Raw genomic sequence first — 23,260 nt, forward strand, 5'->3', positions numbered from 1 at the left:
TCCAAGAAAATTAGATACGGATAATCGAACAAAACAATTTCAATGAAACATCCAATTCACATTAAGCACTGGGTCCAAAATATTTAGACAGCATCAGAAAATTCATGCTGGAGCATTTTAATTTTCTGGCTTTCGTCGAAACAAAGTGAATATCATAAGTGCTGCCAGCAATGCCCCACTTCCCATAACCAAGGAAACGACTTGAAGTGAGTTGCCTGCTTGAAATAAACTTCCAGCAATAATGGGTCCCAGAGCTGCTCCACCTCGGCCCAACCCGATAACAAACCCAGTACCGCTTGCCCTTAAAGATGCTGGAAATGATTGAGCTAATATAGGGTACATTCCAACAACTCCAGCATTCGTAAAACATACTGTCGCTGCTGCAAAAATTGACAGCCCCATCAAACTGGAATGTCCCATACCAAACAAACCAAAGCAGACAAATGCAGAGATCATCGAAACAATAACTGCAAATTTAAGGTTCACTTTGGAAGAAATTAATCCAAGTACAATTGCTCCAGTCAACGAACCAACATTCGCAAACACCAGAACCTGACCTGCTGATGCTGGATCAAACCCTAAATCTACAACAATTTTAGGCGTCCATTTCTGAATAAAATAAAATGCCATTATTTGTGCAAAATAAGCGACGGTTAGAGTACAGGTCACAACAATGTAGCGCTTAGAAAAGAGTGCAAGTATTGAAGGGCGATCAATTCGAGGGTCTGGTTCAACCAAATCCTCTACAGGTTTCCATTTCATCCGAACCAAAGTTTTGTTAATCTTGGCAAGTGTATTTGGTGGTCGGCGCGCCAACTGTGAATGAATAGACTCAGGTAAAAACAAAGCAACCACCGGCAATAAAACAGCGGTAACAGCCCCACCAAATATAAAAACGGATCTCCAATCACCGCTAATTGCCAACAATTTTGTAGCAATAACACCGCCAATGATTGCTCCCATCGCATATCCAGCAATATTCAATATCGTTGCTAAACTACGTCGTTTTTCGTTTGAATATTCCGCCACCATTGCACTTGTCGATGACAGCATTCCTCCAATTCCAAAACCGGTCACCAAACGCACGATTGAAAGAAACAACACACTATTTGCTGCGGCTGACAGGAACATTCCAATCGCCATCATTAATAAGCAAACTAAAATGACAGGCCGACGCCCCAATTTGTCAGCGATATTACCTAAAACTATTGAACCTATGGCCATGCCAATAAGCTCCATAGACAGGACAATCCCCAAAACGGTTTTGTTTATTCCCCACTCATCGGCAATTCCAGGCGCAGCAAAACTTATTGCCAGCACGTCAAAACCGTCCATGGCATTCAAGGCAATACATAAAAAGATAACAAATATCTGCAAACGGCTCATTGGCCTATTTGCTATCTCAATTCTTGGATCTTTTCTTTCCAGCATTTTATTCCTCCCCATTCAATACACACAAAGAAATAGAGCGGAAATGCAGCCCTTCTACGCCTCTGAAGATTGATTAAAATTCTTATATATGTTTTTTTAGTCTTATATGTTGAATTTTAACTCAAGTAAAGTGAACTCAATTGGCAGGACGATACTTCGACGAATGGCTAATAGGCCAAGAGATAAATCATGAACTCCATCGCACGGTGACGGAAACTGACAATGTCTTGATTACAACTCTCACTCACAATCCTCAGCCTCTCCATTTGGATACCGAATACGCAGAGAACAGCGAATTTGGTCAAATCGTTGTGAATGGAATTTTTACATTTGGGTTGATGATCGGAATCTCAGTTTCCGATACGACCTTAGGCACGTTAGTCGCCAATTTAGGTTATGATAAAGTCGTGATGCCCAGCCCTGTATTCATAGGTGATACGCTACGCTGCACAACCAAAGTCGTCGACACAAGGCCCAGCAAATCACGCCCCAATTGCGGCATCGTTTCGTTCAAGCATCATATGCACAATCAACGAAACCAAATCGTATGCTCTTGTTTGAGAACTGCACTTATCAAAGCAAAACCAAAATGAAACTTAGATCATTATTATTTGTTCCTGGCGACAGACCAGAACGCTTCAAGAAAGCTATCAACAGCTCAACAGATGCCGTCATTTTAGATCTAGAAGACTCCGTTACGAGCGATAAAAAAGGTTGTGCACGGGATGCAGTTTCAAACTGCTTATCAGAACCACGCGCTAAGCCCATATTTATTCGTATCAACCCGCTAAAAAGCAAATTTATAGACAATGATCTTTTGGCAATCTTAGATCATCAACCTGATGGAATAATCCTTCCTAAATGTGAAGGCGCTTCAAACGTTCTCGATCTAGTAAAAATGATGAGCTCCCAAACCGTTCCAATACTTCCAATAGCAACTGAAACACCTGTATCAATATTTGAGATAGGAAGCTTGCGACATGTCTCGGAGCATTTATGCGGTATAACTTGGGGTGCAGAAGACTTACCTGCTGCAATAGGCGCTTCGGCCTCCAGAGATCCAGATGGAAGCTATACCTCCCCATATGAGTTCGTTAGAAATTTAAGCCTCTTTGCTGCTCATGCTGCAAATGTTTTAGCGATAGACACAGTATTTCCAGATATCAAAAACCAGACCGGTCTCATGAAATACGCCACTCGTGGATACCAAGATGGCTTCAAAGGAATGATGGCTATTCATCCTTCACAAACTGACATCATCAACAAAGCTTATACACCATCAGAAATTGAAATAGCCTATGCGCGCAAGGTAATCGATGCTTTCTCAAACAACAAATGTAGCGGAGCAATTCAACTTGATGGGCAAATGCTAGATGCCCCTCATTTGAAACAAGCACAGCATTGTCTATCATTACTTTAAAACAACAAAAACAGCACTACCGAACCAAGGTAGTGCTGTTTAATAAAGCTAACATTTGACAATTATGTTACTGTGAATTCGGCAACACTTTTGTTAAATCTCTATTTAAAATTTACGACTGACTGTCGCCGTTACACGACGCGTCATACCCGGGTAACAAGTTCCCAAAGGATCTGCATATATGCCACAATATGCATAATATTCTTTGTCCAATAGGTTGTTTATGTTTACAGACAGACTCCAATCATCGTACGCCGCTTCGATAATCCCATCCACAAGAGTAACACCCTCAGTCTCATAAATGTTGTATGTGTCTGTCTTCTCACCAGTATGGCGAATACCACCGCCAACTCGCAATGACCAATCATCAAAACTAAATGTTTGCACGCCCCAAATCGACGCAAGGTGTTTTGGAATGTTTGGAACATCCAAACCTTGAGTACCATCCGTTGCAACAAGCACTTCAGCATCTGTGTATGCATATGCAGCTGTAATATCAAAGCTATCAAACAAGGTTGTGGAACCTTCTAGCTCAAATCCTTTAGATCCAATTTTACCCGATTGTAGGAAGTTTTGAATCTCATTTGGATCTTGTACAAGGAAGTTTGTTTCTTCAATATCAAAGTAAGCAAGAGTCACAAGCGAGTTGTGGTTTACTTGCCATTTCAGTCCAGCTTCATATTGACTAGATTCCTGAGGCTCATATGGGTTTCCATAAAAATCTCCACCAAAAGTCGGCTGGAACCCTTCAGCATAACTAACATATGGCGACATTCCAAACCCAATATCGACAATCCCACCGACCTTAATAGTAGTTGCATTTTTAGGGTCTTCACTTACGCCGCTAATTTTTGAGGTTGAGTGATCACGGCGAACGGCAAACACAAGAGACGCACGCTCACCATAATCAATTTGGTCCTGAATGTATAAACCAGTTTGGGTACTCAGAGTGTCATATGCGTTTGCAATCGCTGTATCAAAAGGAATCCCGTAAACTGGATTATCAAGATCAAGAGCAGCTGGTCCTGCCCCATATCCTTCCGCGCGATCCTGCTCAAAGGATTGATAATCTACCCCAACCAGAATGTTATGAACAAATGGACCTGTGCTCAACTCAAAACTTGCATGGGTATCTGTGTTGAAAACTTGATAGGTCTCATCCAACGTATAATAATAGCGTGTAAATTCAGATTGGTTCACGCCCCCCAAAGCACCATACCCGTACACTTCGGCATAATCAGTTTCCTGAGTATATATACGCGTACTGTTACTAATTGAGATTGTATCTGAAAACTCATGATTTATCATTAGCGTTGCAGACTTATGTTCCATATCCATATGGTTAAAGCCTTCTTCTCCAATGAAGAAGTCAATTGGTAACTTTTTACCCTCTGGAGCCGCATCCGTTCGCGCCAATGGAAGATAGGTTTGCGTACCTAAATCATCTTTCTGATACAGAGTTAGAAACGTAATATCGGTTGAATCCGTTGGTTGCCAAGTGATGGATGGCATAACAACAACCCGATCATCATCCTGCCCCGGCACCTGCAATTCACCATCACGCGCAACCCCGACTATTCGAGCAGCTATGGTGTCTGTAATTCCACCACCGACATCAGCTCGAATTTCTTTGCGTTCAAAATTACCGACGCTAACGCCAACTTCTCCACCGAAGTCGAAATTTGGTGTTTTACTAACAGCGTTAAAAATACCACCCGGCGCACCACTACCATACAACACACCAGAAGGCCCACGTAGAATTTCAGCTTTGTCTATGGTGAAAACTTCCATTCGCGCGCCATAGACAAAATCAGGCATGCGACTTAGACCGTCTAGAAATTGCTGCGTGCCGAACCCACGCGCATTGAAGAAATCACCACGCGTATCTACGCCTTCTGTTTCAGATTGCACCCCGACACTGTAACGAAAAATATCTTGAAAATTAACAGCACCTTGATCTAAAAATGTCTCAGAATCCACAGTACTTACGGATTGAGGAATTTCAAATATATCTGCATCAGTTTTAGTACCGACACTGGTAACAATAACCGTGTCCATGACTGAACCACCTGCCCCCCCAACCTCCTCTGTAGTATCATCTTGAGCAATCGCTACCTGTCCTGCAGAAAAGACAATACTACAAATAGATGCCATTAAGACTTCTCTTGTTTTAGGTACTCTTTTTCTGAGCTCTAATTTTTCTGTTTTTATACTGCGCATGATTTCCCCTTATGTCGCTCGTTGAGACTACGATCTAGGCATATTTAATGAAGGGAGCGCTATGGCAAAAATGGGCAATTCCGACCCGATTTGGGTAGCCGCAAAGATATTATGGGTGAAGCAAAAGTAACACTAACACATGCACAATATACGATCACTATCGCATAAAAAACAAGCTTATTCGATACAGTTTCCTAATAATCATGAACTTTCTTGAACTTCAACCAAACCTTTTTCTCTCGCGATCATGACCGCGTCACGCCTTTTGCTTACATCCAGCTTTTTGAATACCGATTTAAGACGAAATTTCACGGTGTTGGGAGAGATACTCGTCAATCTTGCAATCTCTTTATTCGATAATCCGTTGTTCAAATAGTTAAGAATCTCCAATTCCCCAGAAGTCAACGCACCTTCAGCATCATCCCGGCGGCGACGTTGAGATAATGCTTTACTGACTGTTTGAAGAAATTGCTTCTTAAATCGATCCGATTGCTCACCTATTTCAAATCTATGCTCGGCAGACAAATCATAAAATCTTGAGAGATCGACAAACGGTCTTATAATATTTTGAAATATAGACATGTTTACGGCTTCATCTAAACACTTCAACGCCGCCATTGAATCATCCATTTTTTCAAGGGCGGCACTTGTCAATATATCTACTTCAATTAACAGCCTTCCCACCCCATGCTCACGTGCAAATGTCCGCAAAGGCTCCAATGTTTCTAGGGCCCCTTTTGCATCGCCGCTTAGCAGTTGCATTTTCACCAAACACATCGATGCAATGATTGCCACCTGACGATAATGGGGTGAACGCTCTTTCATTTCAGCCGCATAAGTGATCACTTTTAAAGCATTTGCTTTTTCCGTAAAATCAGTCGTGCTGGTATCATAATTCAACTCAATATCGAACCAACACAATTCTGAGGTTATTTCGAGTTGTAATAAACCGCGACGTCGCGCCAAACTTTTGGCTTCTTCAAGAATAATTTTGCTTTCCCGCAACGAACCTTTGGCAGCAAACCTGCGGGCAGACGTGAAGTATGCGGCTGTATAAACCTCAAACCACCCATCAGATTCTTCCATATGCGGAAGCGCCCATTCCAACAACTCATCAACATCATCAAGGCAGTCTTGATCGTATGCCAGTTCCCCTAAATATGATGCACAATTTGCAGCAAGATCTGAACGAGCACCAAAACTATTCTCAATTTTCAACTTAGCTTCATTTAGAATTTGAAGCGCTTCATTTAAACGGCCCTGACCTCGTCGAACACGAGCTTCTAAAAATTGCGTAAATAGATCGCTATACAATGAGCCTAATGCTTGATGATGTCTGCGAGCTTCCAAAATTGGTCCCAATGCCCGCTCTAACCAACCACCATCGAGATATTGTGCCCCCAGCGCTTCATTGAGGTGCCCCAACATAATGTGATCGTCAGAATTCACACTCGGTATAAGAGCCTCTCGTGCGATCAGATCATCCAGAGTCACTGGTCTATTTTCATACTCAGAAATAATATCTCCGACGAGTTTAACTTCATTCCATTTACCGGTAGGAAGAATTTCTGCCTCTATTCTGGTTGTATATTCCTGATAACATTCTCGCGCGCCAGTTAGATCTCCACCTTTGATCATTAGATAGATTTGCCCCAGTTTGAGGCCAGGATTTTCTTCTAATATTTCATCGGAAATATGATCAATTGCTTGAGACAACACATCAATTCGACCAATTGGAATTAAACGCCACCCACCAGCTTCATCAACAAGTGCGGCAATCAACTTTTCATCATTCGCATTTATGGCATGTGAGACAGCTCGGCCAATTCGGCCTTGGTCTCCATACCAACGCGCGGCCTTCTTATGTAATTTTGTATATAATTCTGATTGGTTGCGTTCCAATCGACTGCGAAGATAATCTCTAAAGACTTGATGATACCGATAAGAATTACGATTGGGGGAGTCTGGCATTAAAAACACCCCTTTGCCTTCCAATCTCACCAATACATCCCACCCATCTTGCCTGTCACACAGAAAATTGACCGCCTCGCCAGTCAAATGATCCAGCAAGACGGTATGACTGACAATCTCTTCATCTTCTGGGCTCAACGACAATAAAACTTGCTCGGACAGATATTCAGCGAGATTTCCGGTCGGTTGGCTGAATCGGTCTACGAGTTGAGAAAGATCCACACCTTGCTTCAAAGACAAAAACGTCAGCTGTAATGCAATAGGCCAACCTTCAGTTCGGTTATAGATTTTTTGAAAATCTGTATCACCTATACCTTGCACAGTATTTTGGATTAGAAGCTTTTCAGCCTCATCTTCTGAAAACTTCAATTCCCCCATTCCCAACTCAAAAAATTGGTTTTCTGCGGCCAATGTCGCTTGATCCAATCGAGGCTGATCTCGAGATGCAAAAACAAAATGACAATGTGAGGGAGCTAACTTTATAAATTTCCGCAAAAACAGTTCAACTTCAGGCACACCAGCACTGTGCAAGTCGTCAAAAACAATAACAACGGGGCGATCAAACCGATCAAGCAAATTTAAAGCTGCGGACAATGAAGAGCTAGGAGGTATATTATTATACCCACTTTTGTGGGCCGCATCACCTGCATCATCCAATAGCGCTATTTGAAGCGCCGATTGAATATATCTCGCAAGCATTGCAACATCTGCATCTTCAGCTTCTAGCGTGACCCAAGCAATGAAGCATGATTTTCTATTCCTCTCTACATTCCACCATTGGGATAACAAGCTTGTTTTGCCATACCCAGCGGGGGCGACGATCAAACTTAACCTATGCGTAAAAACAGCGTCAAGCTGCTTTATCAGCTTTTCTCGAACGACTTGACCACCGATCCAGCTAGGTGGTGCTAACTTAGATTTTATTAGTTGAAGTGCACTATTGGTCATAAGTTAAGGTCAATCACATATTCTTAATTCGAACAGGATGTTAACAGATACCCAAAACACACAACCCTAAAAGGAACATTCTTCCTAAATGACAGCGAAAAGGCATCATACCCAACAAGAATAGGACAATTCATAAACAAGTCCAGATCCTAGGTTCCCCCTCTCTTACCCCTAATCCATCATAGATAATTGTCGAGAACGTTGGGCGGCAGCCTCGACGACCTTACCAAGCAGCAAATCAATACTGCTTCTATCATTCAAAACGTCCAAGCCAGCAGCTGTCGTGCCTCCAGGACTTGTCACTTGTTGCCTATGCACATCCAAAGGAATGTTTGCGGTTTCGACTAACCTTGCAGCACCTATCATTGTTTGTCTCACGAGCTTGGTTGCAATAGCTTTATCTATCCCTTGCTCAAGACCGGCTTCAATCATCGCTTCGGCAAATCGAAAAAAATATGCCGGGCCGCTGCCAGAAAGTGCTGTTGCAATATCCAAATCACTTTCTTTATCCAACCATATTAACTCACCTATAGTCTCAAAAACCTTGGTAACTTCCTCTTGCTGGACAGGTAAAATCGAAGACGAGGCAATCGCGGCGGTCATTCCGAAACGAATTGAAGCTGGTGTATTAGGCATTGCGCGCACGATTGGCACACCTACACTCAAAGTATTTTCCAAGTCTTTAAGTGCAATTCCCGCCATAACAGACACAAACACCCGATCCGGACCAGCCAAGATAGAAAAGTCCTGACCAATTTTTGCAAAAATCTGAGGTTTTATAGCGAGAACAATGATCAATTTCTGCGGCAACCGACGATCATCTAATGATGTCACATGTACAGTATCAGAAGGTAAATCACTTTTGGGGTCATAGGCAAAAACTTGACGATGACTCGTCAGCGCTGCAGCTATGCTTCCTCCCATGCGACCACAGCCAACCATCAATACTGGCCAAAGATCATTCTTCATCTTATTTACCCTCAACTTCCAACCGTTTCTGATTAAAACGACACATCCAATCAAACAGATCACCCTTTGGAAGCGTTGAAAGTATTGACTTTAAAGTCTCAAGGTTTTCGTCTTGACCCAATTTAAATATCGCCTTTGTGTGCTGGATTTTCACTCGAAAACCAATAATTTTAGGCAGCATCATTTCATATCGAGGGCCTAATTCTTCAATTCTCCAAGGAAGTGCCATGTCTTTTTCAACATGCTCAACCAACACTTCCAATGACTCAGGCGTTAATTCAGGTTCCACTGAAATTTCAGCTTGAATTTGTATTTGAGCATAATTCCAAGTTGGCCCCCAATTGCGACGTCCCGCCTGCGATGGCGATATATAACTATGGGGACCAGTGAACAAAATATTCACGCGCGGATCCTCAACAAACTTCAAAGCCAGAGGACTTTCACGAACGAGATGACCAATTAGCTCTACCAATTTGTCATTTTCATCGTACACACCAACCAAAGGCAATAAACGAGCCTCACTTCCACCCATGGAACAAACCCATGCCAAAGGATAGGCGGCAATTAAATCTCGAATATCTTTGTCTGCGTATCCAGCAGTCTCATTTTCATGTGTCATAAATTTGATGATAGAGACATATTGGTATACAAACAAAACCCAATATTGAAATTTATAGGGGTCCAATGATTCGTACTTGGAAAGTTAGTTTGAGCGAACGTGTTGCGAGTTCTAAATCGCAACCCTTGTACATACAAATTATCCAAGCAATTATTCATGATATCGAAAAAGGCCGATTAGCCCCCGGCGAGTTTCTGCCAAGCAGCCGAGAATTAGCACAAATACTTGGCGTCAACCGCAAAACCGTCGTACTTGCATATGAAGATCTTATTGCTCAAGGCTGGCTATCTAGTGAAGCAACTCGAGGCACTTGCGTTCAGAGAGCACTTCCAGAAGCAGAAGCGGACTCTTGGCACACACATTCTAGCAATCAAGACATCATACATGCGAATTTTGAACATATTAGACCACCGCAACGCCCACTAGCTCTCCCAGCAACAGTTGGCTTAAAACTCGACGAAGGATCACCAGACGGCCGCCTCTTCCCACCCGAATTATTGGTCAGAGCTTTTCGTTCAGCCACTCACAAAGCTTCACAAGAAAACAACCTACAATACCGTGATCCTCGCGGCACTTATGAACTTCGTTCAGCCATAGCCGAAATGCTAAGAATTCAACGCGGTTTAAACGTTACTGCCGACAATATTTGCACCACTCGTGGCAGTCAAAACGGTATTTTTCTAGCCAGTATGGCACTCCTACGTGCAGGCGATACAGTCATCGTAGAATCGTTAACATACGAACCCGCGATTGCAGCTTTTAAAGCGCTTGGTGCCACCATTCATTCTGTGAGAATTGATGAAGATGGCTTGGATATAGAAGAAGTAGAAAGCATCTGTAAAAACCACCGCGTAAAAGCAATATTTGTAACACCCCACCACCAATTCCCCACAACGGTCTCGTTACGTCCCGATCGTCGTCTAAGGCTTATTGAACTCGCGCGCCAACACGGCTTTGCTATCATAGAAGATGATTACGATCATGAATTCCACTTTGAGTCCCAGCCACTTCTTCCCATTGCATCATACGCTTTAGATCAAGTTATATATGTTGGCTCTTTCTCGAAATTGCTGCTTCCAAGCTTACGTGTTGGATACGTGGCAGCCCCCAAGAATGTTATCGATGCTCTAGCCCACTTAGTTTCATTATCTGATGGTATGGGAAATACGCTGACAGAAAATTCAGTCGCCCAACTTATCAATTCTGGCGAACTACAAAGGCATTCCCGTAAAGTAAAAAAAATATACTCAACAAGACGCGAGAATTTTGCACAAACCCTGAGGAACCAATTTGGAAATGTAGTAGAGTTCAGAATTCCTGAAGGTGGTTTGGCTTTTTGGCTGCGTATCAAAACGGACCTTGATGCTTTAGAAGCGCGCGCAAAATCCCAAAATCTTACCCTTGCATCTTCTCGTTCATTCGTTACTCGCGATGATGCATCTACAGGACTTAGAATTGGTTTTGCCAGCCTAACTGAGGATGAAGCCCAAACAGCCATCACTAGACTTGCTGCTTCGGTGCAGCCGTAAAAATTATTAATGATTAAGAAGCGATCGTGCCCATAGTGGTCATTCAAATATGTCGTTCAACCTCATTTAATCAAAGAGATAACTTCAATGCCCCACACCTCTCGATAGGTAATCGAAAATTAGCTCAACCAATCTCTCTTATTACCGAATAAACATACCAGCAAATAAAAGAGACTAGTTAAGCGGTGAGTTTAAGTCCTTATTGGTGAGCAAGACTCCCAAGCTCACGAGCGACATCTAAAGCAGCTTTGTGCGCCACCGGCGTTACAGATGTTAGATTAATAATTCCATGAATTAACGCTGGAACCTCACGATAGCTAACAGCAACGCCAGCCTCTTCCAGCTTTGCAGCATACGCCCTGTTAGAATCCCGCAAAGGATCGAAACCAGCTGCAACGATAATAGTAGGAGGCAATTGTGCCATGTCATCTTTGGTAGAAAAAAGTGGTGATATTTCAGGTGAAGCAAGATCTTGCTCGGGGAAAGTCATAGCCAATACGAGTTCAGTAAATGTATAATCTAGCCAAAACCCAACACCAAACAAGCGCGAAGACAAATAGTTTGTACGCATGGTTGGTATGTCACGATTATCGACTCCGGGGTAATACAGCAACTGACAGCTAGGTGATTTCTGCTCCTTTTTAATTTGCCGCGTCGATACTGCAATTGAAAGATTGCCTCCTGCACTATCGCCACCTACACAAATTTTCGAGGCATCCCCCCCTAATTTCTCAGCATTTTCGACAGCCCAAACAAACGCATCTTCAGCATCATTCCAAGCTGCCGGATATGGTGCTTCTGGTGCAAGTCTATAATCAACAGAAAGCACAATTACATTGGCTTCGTCGGCAATCCATTTGACAGCGCGATCGACGGCATCCACGCTACCAAAAACCCAACCTCCACCGTGATAATAGACAAGAACTGGCAGATTTTCGCTATTCCCCTCGGGGTGATATGCCCGTGCAGAAATCATCTTTCCATCACGTGACGGAATAGAAACATCACGAACCCAAGCCAATTCAGGTGGAACGCGTGTTTGCGCAACCCATTGCTCATCAAACATCTGCCTCAATGCAATACGGCCTTGGGATGTATTTGGATCGCTTTCTAATTCATCTCCAGCCTCTTCGTCAGGCTCAACATTAAGTGCTTGCTGCATAAAATATTGAATGCGAAGGTCTAAAACCTGATCATCCACTCGAATTTGTTTTCCGCCAACTTCTTCAAGAAACCAATGATCAGATTTATCAGGTATCACATTGTCATCTTTCATTTCTTCGGTGAGCCCAGTCTGCGTTGCACCGACTGACATTGCAAAAAGCAACGCAACGATAAATTTTGACAATTTGACCAAGTGTGATGACATTCCAACCTCCGATAAACTTGCATTTTATGAATGACCAAAGCTTTTCAAGGCTTCAAACATTAAAAGAAGCATAGCGAAGGAATTAAAGCCTATGCATGCAAATTTTGGGTATGCGCTATGTTATATGGGTACTTAAATGCAGCAGCGTATCGATGAAGCCCTTAAAGCAACCTTTCCATTTAGCTCGTGTCTGCCCCCAACGAAAGCTCACTGGCAATTTTACAAAGCCCTGCAAAATAGTGTGCTTCAATAATTTAGGCGTTCCTATCACCCAATCCTTCGACACATGCTCAATTATCACGGCTAACAACGCCTCCATTTAAAGCCGAAACATCAGCGCTTAATCACCACTTCCGTAGTTGACTATTTAGTCATTATGTACTGTATTTCAAAAATAGAAACATTTTGAACGAATAAATATTGTTCATTATCACCATAAGACAGACGCTCATAATTGCCCCAAGAAAAGACAACGAGGACAAAATGACAAACATCACTCTGTACTACACTCCTCTCACTTGCGCGCGCGTCACATTCACCGCCTTGGAAGAGACCGGGCACCCATATGACATTGAACTCGTTAATTGGTTAGACGAAGAAAATTGGAAAAATTACTTAGCTATCAACCCACATGGCAAAGTACCCGCTTTGCGTATTGATGATAATATCTTGACTGAAAATGCAGCAATTTTGCTTCATCTAAATGAGTACTTTCCAAAAGCTAATCTACTGCCAACAGCATCAGAAAAATTTGGAAAAAATGATATAATACAAGATATTATATGGTGCTCATCAACAATACACCCAATAACTAGAATGATACGCATGCCAATGAGATTCAACAGATCAGGCGATACAGACGGCATCATCTCATTGGGAAAAGAATACTACAAGCCTATACTAAAACAGCTATCTGATCGTTTCTCTAGCTCAAAATATTGGTACGGAGATAAATGGTCAATCATAGATATGTACCTCTTCTGGAACTACACAACAGCACAGAGTGGCGGCTTAGACCTTAATCCATATCCATCAATACTAAGACATTCTGAAGCCGTCCAAGAAAGACCGTCAGTAAAAAAGGTCATTGAGCAGGAATTATTGGATCTAGCCAAAATCCACAAAGGACAGCCTTAAACACTCTCATCGATCCAACACCTCGTCAATTTACAACAATGACTCCTATTTGATATTTTATTTCAATATGTACGATTAGAATAATTTTGACGAATGCAAAAGAGGACACTATTGTGATAAAATCTTCCGCAAAAAAAATGACCCGTAGACACTTAATGTTTGGAGCCTCCGCGTTAGCACTTTCAAGCTGCGTCTCAGGCACAAGCCCAACTTCCATTGAAGCAACTTTAGGCACCTCCCCAGCTTCACACTCAAATATTGCGCAAAAGAAACGCCCGAACATTATCTTTATTATGGCCGACGACCTCGGATATGCTGATGTTTCTTGCTATGGACGCCGCGAATACAAAACCCCAGCGATAGACTCCCTCGCTCATACCGGTGTAAAATTTACACAAGCCTACTCAAACTCCCCCGTCTGCTCAGCCACTAGAACATCCGTCATCACAGGACGATACCAATACAGACTACCGGTAGGACTTGAAGAACCTCTTACTTTTCGGGATGTTGGCCTACCAACGACACACCCAACCCTTCCAGGACAACTAAAAAAGAGCGGATATCAAACCGCGCTTGTGGGAAAGTGGCACCTAGGTGCACTCCCCAAATATGGACCACTCAAAAGCGGTTACGATCACTTCTGGGGTGTGAGGGGCGGCTCTGTAGACTATTTCACGCACGATTCAATGGCAAAACAAAACGACTTATGGGACGGTGAAGTAGAAATTCACGAAACAGAATATCTCACCAAATTAATTGGCGGAAAATCTATAGAGCTAATTGAAAAAATGAATGAAAATGAAGAACCATTCTTCATGAGCCTACACTATACTGCACCGCATTGGCCTTGGGAAGGACCAGAAGATAAAACAGAATCCGACAGACTGAAACAAGGCGGCCCGTTCAGCCTACTTCATCTTGATGGCGGAAGCCTGGAAACCTATGCCGCCATGGTTACATCAATGGATAACCAAATCGGACGCTTACTCAACAAACTCGATGAATTGGGCATTACCGAAGAGACGCTAATTGTATTCACATCAGACAATGGCGGAGAACGCTTCTCAGACACATGGCCCTTCAGCGGCATAAAAACTGAACTATTGGAAGGCGGACTTCGCGTACCACTTATCATTCGTTGGCCAGGTATCACCAAAGCAAACACAACTTCAGATCAAGTCAGCATGAGCATGGACCTTATGCCTACTCTTCTAAAAGCAGGACAAGCAGCACCCCATCCAGATTTCCCATTAGATGGAATAGATTTAACAGAAGCCCTCGTTTCAGAGCGCACTTCGACAAGACAAATTTACTTCAGATACAGCAATCTAGACCAACAAGCCACCCGGGATGGCGACTGGAAATACCTAAAGATTGCAGACAACACATATCTTTTTAATGTTGCAAACGACCCCAAAGAACGCGCCAACCTCAAGATCAGTCACCCGGAAATCTACCAGCGGCTCGTGCAGCAATATGAAGACTGGAATTCCACCATGCTGCCACTGGACCCACAAGCAAACACCCATGGCTACAACGGATTAATGCTCGCCGACCACTTTAACCCTGACAACTAGGGAAACCCACATGATACAAAACAACAAAACCGCCCCCTACAAATACAAAGAAAAACTTGTAGATCTCGGCGAAATAAAAATGAATTACATCGTGGCAGGGGCAGACGTTTCCCCTGCACTCCTCCTTATTCCTGGACAAACTGAATCATGGTGGGGATTTGAGGCTGCTATAGAAAAACTCGAGTCAAATTTTCAGGTTTTTGCGATAGACCTACGCGGCCAAGGCAAAAGCACACAAACTCCGGGACGTTATTCATTGAACCTCATGGGTAACGATCTTGTACGCTTCATTTCTCTCGTAATTAAACGTCCAGTGATCGTCAGCGGCAACTCATCTGGCGGCCTCCTAGCCGCGTGGCTATCAGCCTACGCCATGCCTAACCAAATTCGGGCTATACACTGTGAAGATGCACCTTTTTTTACCGCAGAAAAAGCTCCACTTTACGGCCATGCCATCCAACAAGCGGCAGGCCCAATCTTTTCACTGATGAGCAAATTTCTAGGAGATCAGTGGAGCATAAACAACTGGGAAGGATTGAAGGCAGCACAAGCTAAAGACACTCACCCTGCCAACAAAATGATCTCTCAAGTTGAGCAGCCCCCTCAACACCTAAAAGAATACGATCCAGAATGGGGACGAGCATTTATAGAGGGAAAGTTCAACTTAAACAGCCCACACCACACCCTTTTATCTGACATAAAAACACCAATGCTATACACACACCACATGCGGTTCGAGGACCCCCAAACCGGCCTATTAATTGGAGCTACCTCAGATTTTCAAGCATCAAAAATTAAGGAAATAGCACTCAAAACCGGTAATAGTTTTGAACTAATCGATGCACCCGATGCATTTCACTCGATGCATGAAGCAGACCCCCAAAGATTTGTGGATATCCTAACAAGCTGGATAGAGCGACTGAACCTTCAATAGGTTTAAATAAAAAATCAGCGGCATTTCCGAAGAGAACCCTCTATTCCTTCAGAATACAACTGATAATATAACTGTTCTGAATCATGCCCGACTAAAGGATCAGAACAATGGACACCCATCAAACAGAATCCCCAGAAGCACGTCCGCTTGTAAAAACTGATCGACGTTGGGTCAAAAACCACACTACGCTCCTAGCGATTGGAATAGAACTCATTAGCCAAAAGGGGGTCGAAAACATAACTATCGACCTAATCATTCAAAAGGCGGGCGTCTCCAAACAAACATTCAGCAATCACTTCCTTGATTTAGAGGCGCTTATAAAAGAAGTGTGGCATGATTCAATTCAACTCATAGAAAATAAAGTTACTGCAGCTAACGCACACACTACAGATCCGGCCGAAAGGATCGCGCGCGGCATCGCAGTGTACGCACAATTAGCTATTAGCACACCAGATAGAATAGGCTTCCTTGTTCGGTATTGGTTTAACTCACCAGCCTCAGATCTCCGCAATCAAGGCCTAGAAACAGACCTATCTTCAGGGTTAATATCTGGCCGCTTCAAATTTTCGGATGTAGAAAGCGCCCTTCTATTTATTTTGGGCGGAGCTGGAGCAATGATCCGGAGAATTCTAGAGGCAAAGAGCGAGAATGAAGCGGTAGGTATCACTCAGGAGGTCTTAACTTTGATGATGAAAGCAATCGGGCTAAACACCCAAGACTCACTACTCGTCGCCACCAAAGCGACCGAAGAAATTGTTCGTTCAAAAACAATCCCCTAAAATACTAATGACAACACCGTTTCGCAAACCTAGGAAACAGGCGGGCAGCATTGCTATATCGCACCATGCTCATTTCATCTGCCGACATTGGAAGCTCACCAATAGCGGCAGCTGACATTTTAACAATTGGTTCTGGCGTAAAGGGGTAATCTGACCCAAAGAGTATATTAGTGACTGGAGCAACCGACTTTAGCGCAGAAAATTGCACTCCAGTTGCTGAAAGCGCCAAATCATAATTAAACTTAGACATTGCCGACATAGTTTCAAATGCCGACATCTGCTTTTGACCCAATGCGGGCAACTGCCCAATTCCCGCTATCCTTTGAGAAAGAAAGGGCAGCACGCCTCCCGCATGCGAGACGATGAATTCAATATTTGGATATTGAGAGAGCCGTCTTGAAAGCACCAAATCAACCATTGTACGCGTTGTCTCGAACGGAAATTCCAACATTGGTGCCGGCAAACCCAGATTGAAAGCTTCAAAACAGCATGGAGAAGTTGGATGCACAAAACAAGTCACGCCACGTTCATTCAACACTGAAAACAACGGCTCAAATTTCTTATTCCCCAGATACAGACCGTCAACATTTGTGGGCAACGCAACTCCATCGACCCCAAGCTCATCAAGACAAAACACAAGCTCTTCTCTCGCCATTTGAATGTCTTGAAGAGGCAATATTGAAAGCACCCCAAACCTATCCGGGTGTCGCGTTCGAATGTCAGCGCCAGCTATATTAACCTGCCGGCAGACCTTTTTTTCTTCCGATGAAGATAAAAAGGTTAAAAACGGTGACGATACAGAAAGCAATGCGCCCGATATCCCTGCACTATCCATAACTCCCAATGCAGCCTCTTCGGACCATTCAGGAATAGGCATGCCACCATCCAGCGCTGTCAAACCAGCCCTAGCAAGTACTTCCTTGTAAATTGGTGGCAAAAAATGCGCATGAACATCTATCATACCACGCACTACGGCTCCCCCAGCTTTTGCCCCCGCCGCTGATGCCATCACAGCAGCCCCCGCTCCATTAACGACTGTCCGCCGTGTTATTTTGCTCACGATTACTTTTACCTCTTACAATTTGCTCAATCGCGACAGCCGAGATTGAGGAAGCTTCTTCTGTCTCAATTCCCAACCCTCGCAAAACCATCATTATGAGATGACGTCCAAGAGACGTTACGGAGCTGACGTTTTGGTCATTAATCATATTCACCATCCCCGCATAACCTGCCCCAACAATAAAAGCAGCTGCACTTTGAGCTGAAGGGATAGTAAAACGCCCCTGAGAAACCCCAGCTCTAGCATCAGCAAACGTGCCACGATTCACATGAGTCGTTATCGAGTTGCTATTATGAGCATCCAACTGGAGAACAATCGAAACATACTGAGGCTCATCAATTACAAACCTAAAATACACACTCAATGCCCGCGCAACTCTAACAGCCGGATCCTCAACGCAATCATTGACTTCATTTACACGGGCCATAATTTTTTCACGAATCTCATCTCTAACAGCATGTAAAACATCACTTTTTTCTTGAAAATGGTTGTAAAAACTCCCCTTAGAAACCCCCGCCTCCAAGACAATGTCATCAATAGACACTGCATCAACTGGGAATTTAGAGAAAATTCTATGTCCCGCAGCCACCAGAGCGGACCGCGTTTCTCCTCGTTTAGAAAACGTTCTTTTTTTCAATGCTTTACTTTCTTGCTCACACGAAACCAACAAAGGCCAAAGACCCAACACACCACATTATGCCAGATCTTGCAGCAAGCACCAAACCTACCTCCCCTCAACCACCTCAAACAAGTATTTTATAAATAAAGATTATATTCATCCACAAGCACTTATCAATAAAAAATTCAAAATTACCATAATCTATTGTTTTAATTATATAAAATTCACAAAACCCACTCAAAATCGCGAATAACCGAGCCAAACCAACAATATATATTGACTTTTTCGTCATAATTTGGACAGTTAGAGAAAGGGGAAACAAAACCCAACAAAACAGAACAACCACACACCAACCACAAAGTGTGGAGAAGTTTCTCGGGAGGAAACAATGGACTTTAAAATACTTTCATCGACGGTATCCGTTTTCGCAGTCATCATAGCGCAATCAGGAATGTCTGCGGCAATGGCACAAACGGAAACCACACCAGAAGCACCACACACAACGGAGACATCGCCAACTATCGAAGAAAGCAGCGATACCCGCTTAGAAACTGTCTACGTCACCGCCACCAAAAGAAATGAAAGTGCGCAAGACATTCCAATCGCAATAAACGTTGTTGACGGCAACCTTCTTGCAAGCAAAGGAGTTGGCTCGCTTTTACAAATTGAAGACCTAGCACCTGGCGTACAATTAGTTCGCTCACCCACAGGAAAATCAAGAACCGGAGTAACAATACGTGGATTAGGCTCATCACCCGGTACATCTTTGTTCGAAAGCTCAGTCAGCCTATTTGTGGATGGCGTCTATGCGCCAAGAAGCAGAGAATTTACTTCAGCCCTCTTCGATGTGGAGCGAATTGAAGTCATCAAAGGCACACAAGCAGCCTTACTTGGGAAAAACACTAGCGCCGGCGCAATAAATGTCATCCCCCGCAAACCAAGCGACGAATTCAGCGCTGAACTTACAAGCTCCTACGAGTTCGAACTTGAATCAACATCCCTGGTCGGCACAACCGACATTCCACTATCAGACACACTAAAACTCCGTGTCGCCACACAGCTCACAGACCAAGGCGGGTGGACAGAGAATATAATTAGCGGCGAGAAAGCTACAGCGATGGAAGATTTCTCCATTCGCAGCGTCCTCGTCTACGAACCCACACACAACATTGACTTCACACTACTAGCCCAAACATCTCAAACAGACCTATCGGGCACGCCCGCTGAAATTGTCGTAACATCACCGCTAGCAAACGCCTTACAAGCAGCAAACGGATACCCCAACACACCAGATGGTGAACTAAATAGAAAAAATGCAAACGGCCTAAACTACCCCGGTGAACCTGCAACTGAAAACCTAAAAAATGACCGATTGCAACTCACCGCCAATTTCAATATAGGCGAGCACACACTCACCTCTGTCTCAGGCTGGTCGGCATACCAAACAGAAGGCACAGTTGACGCAGACGGCCTTGCTGGAAACTACCTCTACCAAGAAGACAATGAAAAAAGTGGCCAATTCCTTCAAGAAATACGACTAGTATCGCCATCTCATGAAAAATTCGACTATGTCATAGGCGGCATGTATTTCGACAACCTTCTAAAAGCAAATATCTTCACTGACGTAGAATACCCTTTTGGACCAGCACCAGGCGTCAACATTGCCGGTGCATATTTGACAAATTTCAATCAAAAAACAGATGCTTGGTCCATTTTTGGGCAAGGGACCTACCAAGTATCAGACAGATTCCGCACGATAGCAGGCATGAGATACACCGATGAAAACAAGAGTTTCACAACCTCGCGCACACTCATAAGACCAGGGCTCTATAGTTTAGTCGTTTTCCCACCTACACCAGAAATCATTCTAGAAAGAAGCGAAGACAATTTCGATTACTCTGGCGCACTTCAATACGATGTAGCTGATACCATAATGACATATTTATCCTATGGCAAAGGCACAAAAGCGGGTGGCTTCACAGATTCAGCATCAAATTTAGCAAATTCAGAATTTGATGCTGAAACAGCAAAAACATTAGAAGCTGGGATGAAATGGAATGGCGCAGGGTGGCAAATGAACACCGCCGCCTTCAAAACCGAAATAGATGGCTTTCAAGTTGTCACTTTTGACGGATCACGATTTGTTGTCAGCAACACAGATTTAGAGAGTACCGGATTCGAAATTGAAGGTTTCTGGCAAGCCACCAACAATCTTCGAGTAATGGCCAATACAACATTTGCAGAAGCGCGAAATAGAGCAACTGGAAATAGAATTCCTAATGCACCAGACAACACAGGCTCAATCGGAATTGACTATAACCGTGATATTAATAGCAAATTGACTTTGAATGCGAACGGCTCACTAGATTGGCGCTCTGACGTTACCTATCAACAAGACCCCGATGCAGCAGTGCGTGGAGAAAATTTTACCACCCTCAACCTATCAATAGGCATTGCAGCACCAGAAAAAAATTGGGAGTTAAGCCTAATTGGCCGCAACCTAACAAATGAAAATTCAGCATCATTCGCATACCCAACACCCTTTGTTGGTTCATCTAGCGCAACATCAGAAATGCCGCGAACGATCGCACTACAGGCCAAATTTTCTTACTAAATAAACACTCCACCTACTCGGCAAGCAAAAAGTGTCAGAGCAGGTGCACCCATCTCTTCCCTCGGGCGCATGCTCATTAAAGGGGTACCCATCTTACATACTTGGGTACCCCTTCTTTTTTCACACCCCAAAAATCCAAACTAAAAAGCCGAAGGTCTACATTCTAACGCAAACCTTCGGCTAATTTAATAGAGCCGCAGCCCTCAATATTTTATTTTTAATATACGTTAAACTATGTACAACGCACACCCGAAAATGGAAAACTACCAAATGCACCAGCTTTAACATTACCGGAAATTTTATCTCCCTCAAACTCTCCCGTAAATTCTAAAGTTATAGGAAGAGGGACAGAGACTTTAGTCTGCCAGCTAACTTGATTTCCACTTATTTTGCCAGATGTTATATCGCCGCCACCCTGAGCACCTGATTGCCCCCCCCCCAGCACATCCCCTTCAACACTAAACTCAGCAACACTTACTTGAGCCCCCATTGGTGTTTGAGCAGTCAACTCCCAACGTCCATCTATAGCCATGTTTCAATTCCCTTTATGACAAGTTTCGTAAAAAATATTTCCGTCGAAATGCTCACAGACGTGTTTTCCAATCTTCGACCAAGCTTGCCGGCTCACCCGTCCCAAAAACATAGTGATCAGGACGAATCAGAACAGCATTGACCTCATGCAAATCAAGCCAACCCAACAATAATTGATGAAACGGCTTCAATGCGGGATCCAGAATAGACTTTATCGTTATATACGTATCATCTATTACCCCAACAACGTCTCTCGTAATCATACGCGCCCCCCCTCCCAGAATCTCATCCAACCTGACAACACAACTCCCCTCCAACCTGAATTGCGGGAAATAATGACCAGCAGCCACAGAGTCGGATAAAAAACCTGCCTTCAAATGCAAAGGCGGCGGAGGCGCAAGCAATCGCCTTTCGGCCCTAGCAGCCAACATATCGGCATCACGTGCTTCTGCTTTGGCAATATCAGTCATACAAACGGTCTGCCCCATAGCGATTGCTAGCTGAATATACCCCCGCGCATGCGCATCGCGCTCATTCTGGTAAGTCTCCAATAATCCATCAGAGGCACCAAACTTGAGAAATTGCACCAGCTTCCAAGCTAAATTGGCCGCATCCCTTATACCTGCACACATTCCTTGCCCAGCAAATGGAGGCGTCAAATGAGCAGCATCTCCCGCCAAAAAGACCCTAGCCTTACGCCAACTCTTAGCTACTTTCGCATTAAAACGATATACCGCTGTACGCTCTATCTCAACAGCGCCCTCAACACCCCACGGCTCCAAAAGCCCTGCGACCACAGAGTCACGAGCCATCTCCTCAGGCACCTCATCCGGTTTCAACATAAACTCCCACCGATGACGTCCCGATCCCATCAACACACAACTGGTTGGCCGCTCTGGATCACAAATCTGTAAATTCACTTTAGGCAGACGATCGAAGTCGTGAACGATAGCATCAACCACCAGCCACGGCTCATCGAAATTTAAATCTTCCTGCTCTATTCCAGCCTGACGACGCACTGAACTGCGAGCACCATCAGCACCCACCAGAAAGCTCGCCGACAACCTAACAGACTTCTCTCCCGACTTGAGAACAACCGCAACACCGCTGTCATTTTCAAAAAATGCTTCAAACTCACAATTTGTCCACAAATCAAGATTTGAATTCTTAGATGCCGCATCTCTCAGAATTCGCTCGATTGAAGGCTGATGTATCATATTGCCCACAGGCCAACCGCCAGGCCCGATAGCATCTAAACCATCAAATTGCATTAGCATACGGCCGTCGCCGGTTACAAAATCATATGTCTTAGATGACCGACATGTACTTTCCACTACATCTGCTACCCCAAGGTCTTGAAATATTCTCATAATTTCATGATCAATATGAGCCGCACGGGGCAGTGGATAAACATCTTCTTCCTTATCCAACACAAGTGTTTTTACACCATTTTGAGCAAGAAAAAGCGCCAAAGTCATACCGGTTGGCCCCGCACCAATCACGATAACATCATACTCGTTACAACCAGACACG

Annotated in this window: 18 protein-coding genes; 8 read left to right on the forward strand and 10 right to left on the reverse strand. The window is 43.8% G+C overall.

Annotation, left to right across the window (positions count from 1 at the left end; all coding sequences use genetic code 11):
* Positions 1 to 117: 117 nt before the first annotated feature.
* Positions 118 to 1,431: an MFS transporter gene (locus tag HBAL_RS12940; protein WP_015828395.1), complete on the reverse strand. Its 1,314-nt coding sequence runs from the start codon at positions 1,429 to 1,431 to the stop codon at positions 118 to 120.
* Positions 1,432 to 1,571: 140 nt separating this feature from the next.
* Here HBAL_RS12940 and HBAL_RS12945 point away from each other — a divergent pair, with 140 nt between their 5' ends.
* Together HBAL_RS12945 and HBAL_RS12950 are read left to right on the forward strand one after the other, a co-directional pair.
* Entirely contained in the window at positions 1,572 to 2,024 is a 453-nt protein-coding gene (locus HBAL_RS12945; RefSeq protein ID WP_041301616.1) for a MaoC family dehydratase, read from the forward strand.
* Complete coding sequence (locus HBAL_RS12950) at positions 2,021 to 2,851, forward strand: HpcH/HpaI aldolase/citrate lyase family protein (RefSeq protein ID WP_015828396.1); 831 nt, start codon at positions 2,021 to 2,023, stop codon at positions 2,849 to 2,851. Before HBAL_RS12945 ends, HBAL_RS12950 begins: the two co-directional genes overlap by 4 nt.
* Positions 2,852 to 2,956: 105 nt before the next feature.
* On the opposite strand, the gene HBAL_RS12955 is transcribed toward HBAL_RS12950, so the two are convergent.
* The 4 genes from HBAL_RS12955 to HBAL_RS12970 form a co-directional block, all read right to left on the reverse strand.
* On the reverse strand, positions 2,957 to 5,071 hold the full coding sequence (locus HBAL_RS12955; protein WP_015828397.1) for a TonB-dependent siderophore receptor: 2,115 nt from the start codon (positions 5,069 to 5,071) through the stop codon (positions 2,957 to 2,959).
* 201 nt (positions 5,072 to 5,272) lie between these two features.
* The gene (locus HBAL_RS12960; protein ID WP_015828398.1) at positions 5,273 to 7,990 is read right to left on the reverse strand and encodes a LuxR C-terminal-related transcriptional regulator; all 2,718 of its coding nucleotides are present in this window, start codon (positions 7,988 to 7,990) and stop codon (positions 5,273 to 5,275) included.
* 171 nt (positions 7,991 to 8,161) lie between these two features.
* Positions 8,162 to 8,959 (reverse strand): pyrroline-5-carboxylate reductase, encoded by a 798-nt coding sequence (gene proC, locus HBAL_RS12965; protein ID WP_015828399.1) that lies wholly within the window; start codon positions 8,957 to 8,959, stop codon positions 8,162 to 8,164.
* Position 8,960: 1 nt separating this feature from the next.
* Positions 8,961 to 9,578, reverse strand: a complete 618-nt coding sequence (locus tag HBAL_RS12970; RefSeq protein ID WP_015828400.1) for an FMN-binding negative transcriptional regulator — start codon at positions 9,576 to 9,578, stop codon at positions 8,961 to 8,963.
* A 65-nt stretch (positions 9,579 to 9,643) separates the two neighbouring features.
* Here HBAL_RS12970 and pdxR point away from each other — a divergent pair, with 65 nt between their 5' ends.
* Positions 9,644 to 11,107 carry a MocR-like pyridoxine biosynthesis transcription factor PdxR gene (gene pdxR / locus HBAL_RS12975; protein WP_015828401.1) on the forward strand — a complete coding sequence of 488 codons (1,464 nt, stop codon included), beginning with the start codon at positions 9,644 to 9,646 and terminating at the stop codon, positions 11,105 to 11,107.
* A 199-nt stretch (positions 11,108 to 11,306) separates the two neighbouring features.
* Here the strand turns inward: pdxR and HBAL_RS12980 are convergent, their stop codons facing one another.
* Positions 11,307 to 12,476: an alpha/beta hydrolase gene (locus HBAL_RS12980; RefSeq protein ID WP_015828402.1), complete on the reverse strand. Its 1,170-nt coding sequence runs from the start codon at positions 12,474 to 12,476 to the stop codon at positions 11,307 to 11,309.
* Positions 12,477 to 12,959: 483 nt separating this feature from the next.
* Here HBAL_RS12980 and HBAL_RS16420 point away from each other — a divergent pair, with 483 nt between their 5' ends.
* From HBAL_RS16420 to HBAL_RS13005, 4 genes are all read left to right on the forward strand, one after another.
* Positions 12,960 to 13,613 carry a glutathione S-transferase family protein gene (locus HBAL_RS16420; protein WP_015828403.1) on the forward strand — a complete coding sequence of 218 codons (654 nt, stop codon included), beginning with the start codon at positions 12,960 to 12,962 and terminating at the stop codon, positions 13,611 to 13,613.
* A 137-nt stretch (positions 13,614 to 13,750) separates the two neighbouring features.
* Positions 13,751 to 15,190: a sulfatase family protein gene (locus HBAL_RS12995; RefSeq protein ID WP_041302356.1), complete on the forward strand. Its 1,440-nt coding sequence runs from the start codon at positions 13,751 to 13,753 to the stop codon at positions 15,188 to 15,190.
* A 10-nt stretch (positions 15,191 to 15,200) separates the two neighbouring features.
* Positions 15,201 to 16,124 carry an alpha/beta hydrolase gene (locus HBAL_RS13000; RefSeq protein WP_015828405.1) on the forward strand — a complete coding sequence of 308 codons (924 nt, stop codon included), beginning with the start codon at positions 15,201 to 15,203 and terminating at the stop codon, positions 16,122 to 16,124.
* 107 nt (positions 16,125 to 16,231) lie between these two features.
* Positions 16,232 to 16,903 carry a TetR/AcrR family transcriptional regulator gene (locus HBAL_RS13005; RefSeq protein ID WP_015828406.1) on the forward strand — a complete coding sequence of 224 codons (672 nt, stop codon included), beginning with the start codon at positions 16,232 to 16,234 and terminating at the stop codon, positions 16,901 to 16,903.
* A gap of 4 nt (positions 16,904 to 16,907) precedes the next feature.
* Here the strand turns inward: HBAL_RS13005 and HBAL_RS13010 are convergent, their stop codons facing one another.
* On the reverse strand, positions 16,908 to 17,963 hold the full coding sequence (locus HBAL_RS13010; protein WP_149037421.1) for an amidohydrolase family protein: 1,056 nt from the start codon (positions 17,961 to 17,963) through the stop codon (positions 16,908 to 16,910).
* Positions 17,932 to 18,600: a TetR/AcrR family transcriptional regulator gene (locus HBAL_RS16425; protein WP_159098040.1), complete on the reverse strand. Its 669-nt coding sequence runs from the start codon at positions 18,598 to 18,600 to the stop codon at positions 17,932 to 17,934. The genes HBAL_RS13010 and HBAL_RS16425 overlap by 32 nt, the downstream gene beginning before the upstream one ends.
* Before the next feature lie 370 nt (positions 18,601 to 18,970).
* Here HBAL_RS16425 and HBAL_RS13020 point away from each other — a divergent pair, with 370 nt between their 5' ends.
* Positions 18,971 to 21,196: a TonB-dependent receptor gene (locus HBAL_RS13020; protein WP_015828409.1), complete on the forward strand. Its 2,226-nt coding sequence runs from the start codon at positions 18,971 to 18,973 to the stop codon at positions 21,194 to 21,196.
* A 232-nt stretch (positions 21,197 to 21,428) separates the two neighbouring features.
* On the opposite strand, the gene HBAL_RS13025 is transcribed toward HBAL_RS13020, so the two are convergent.
* Positions 21,429 to 21,728 (reverse strand): hypothetical protein, encoded by a 300-nt coding sequence (locus HBAL_RS13025; protein ID WP_015828410.1) that lies wholly within the window; start codon positions 21,726 to 21,728, stop codon positions 21,429 to 21,431.
* 52 nt (positions 21,729 to 21,780) lie between these two features.
* On the reverse strand, positions 21,781 to 23,259 hold the full coding sequence (locus HBAL_RS13030) for a bifunctional 3-(3-hydroxy-phenyl)propionate/3-hydroxycinnamic acid hydroxylase (RefSeq protein WP_015828411.1): 1,479 nt from the start codon (positions 23,257 to 23,259) through the stop codon (positions 21,781 to 21,783).
* Position 23,260 lies beyond the last annotated feature (1 nt).

This window comes from Hirschia baltica ATCC 49814 (assembly GCF_000023785.1).
Lineage (GTDB): Bacteria > Pseudomonadota > Alphaproteobacteria > Caulobacterales > Hyphomonadaceae > Hirschia > Hirschia baltica.

Bases quoted from the DNA above. Each gene is read 5' to 3' on its own strand.
- HBAL_RS12940 (WP_015828395.1), bottom strand. From the start codon at position 1,431: ATGCTGGAAAGAAAAGATCCAAGAATTGAGATAGCAAATAGGCCAATG.
- HBAL_RS12950 (WP_015828396.1), top strand. From the start codon at position 2,021: ATGAAACTTAGATCATTATTATTTGTTCCTGGCGACAGACCAGAACGC.
- HBAL_RS12955 (WP_015828397.1), bottom strand. From the start codon at position 5,071: ATGCGCAGTATAAAAACAGAAAAATTAGAGCTCAGAAAAAGAGTACCT.
- HBAL_RS12960 (WP_015828398.1), bottom strand. From the start codon at position 7,990: ATGACCAATAGTGCACTTCAACTAATAAAATCTAAGTTAGCACCACCT.
- proC (WP_015828399.1), bottom strand. From the start codon at position 8,959: ATGAAGAATGATCTTTGGCCAGTATTGATGGTTGGCTGTGGTCGCATG.
- HBAL_RS12970 (WP_015828400.1), bottom strand. From the start codon at position 9,578: ATGACACATGAAAATGAGACTGCTGGATACGCAGACAAAGATATTCGA.
- pdxR (WP_015828401.1), top strand. From the start codon at position 9,644: ATGATTCGTACTTGGAAAGTTAGTTTGAGCGAACGTGTTGCGAGTTCT.
- HBAL_RS12980 (WP_015828402.1), bottom strand. From the start codon at position 12,476: ATGTCATCACACTTGGTCAAATTGTCAAAATTTATCGTTGCGTTGCTT.
- HBAL_RS16420 (WP_015828403.1), top strand. From the start codon at position 12,960: ATGACAAACATCACTCTGTACTACACTCCTCTCACTTGCGCGCGCGTC.
- HBAL_RS12995 (WP_041302356.1), top strand. From the start codon at position 13,751: ATGACCCGTAGACACTTAATGTTTGGAGCCTCCGCGTTAGCACTTTCA.
- HBAL_RS13000 (WP_015828405.1), top strand. From the start codon at position 15,201: ATGATACAAAACAACAAAACCGCCCCCTACAAATACAAAGAAAAACTT.
- HBAL_RS13005 (WP_015828406.1), top strand. From the start codon at position 16,232: ATGGACACCCATCAAACAGAATCCCCAGAAGCACGTCCGCTTGTAAAA.
- HBAL_RS13020 (WP_015828409.1), top strand. From the start codon at position 18,971: ATGGACTTTAAAATACTTTCATCGACGGTATCCGTTTTCGCAGTCATC.
- HBAL_RS13025 (WP_015828410.1), bottom strand. From the start codon at position 21,728: ATGGCTATAGATGGACGTTGGGAGTTGACTGCTCAAACACCAATGGGG.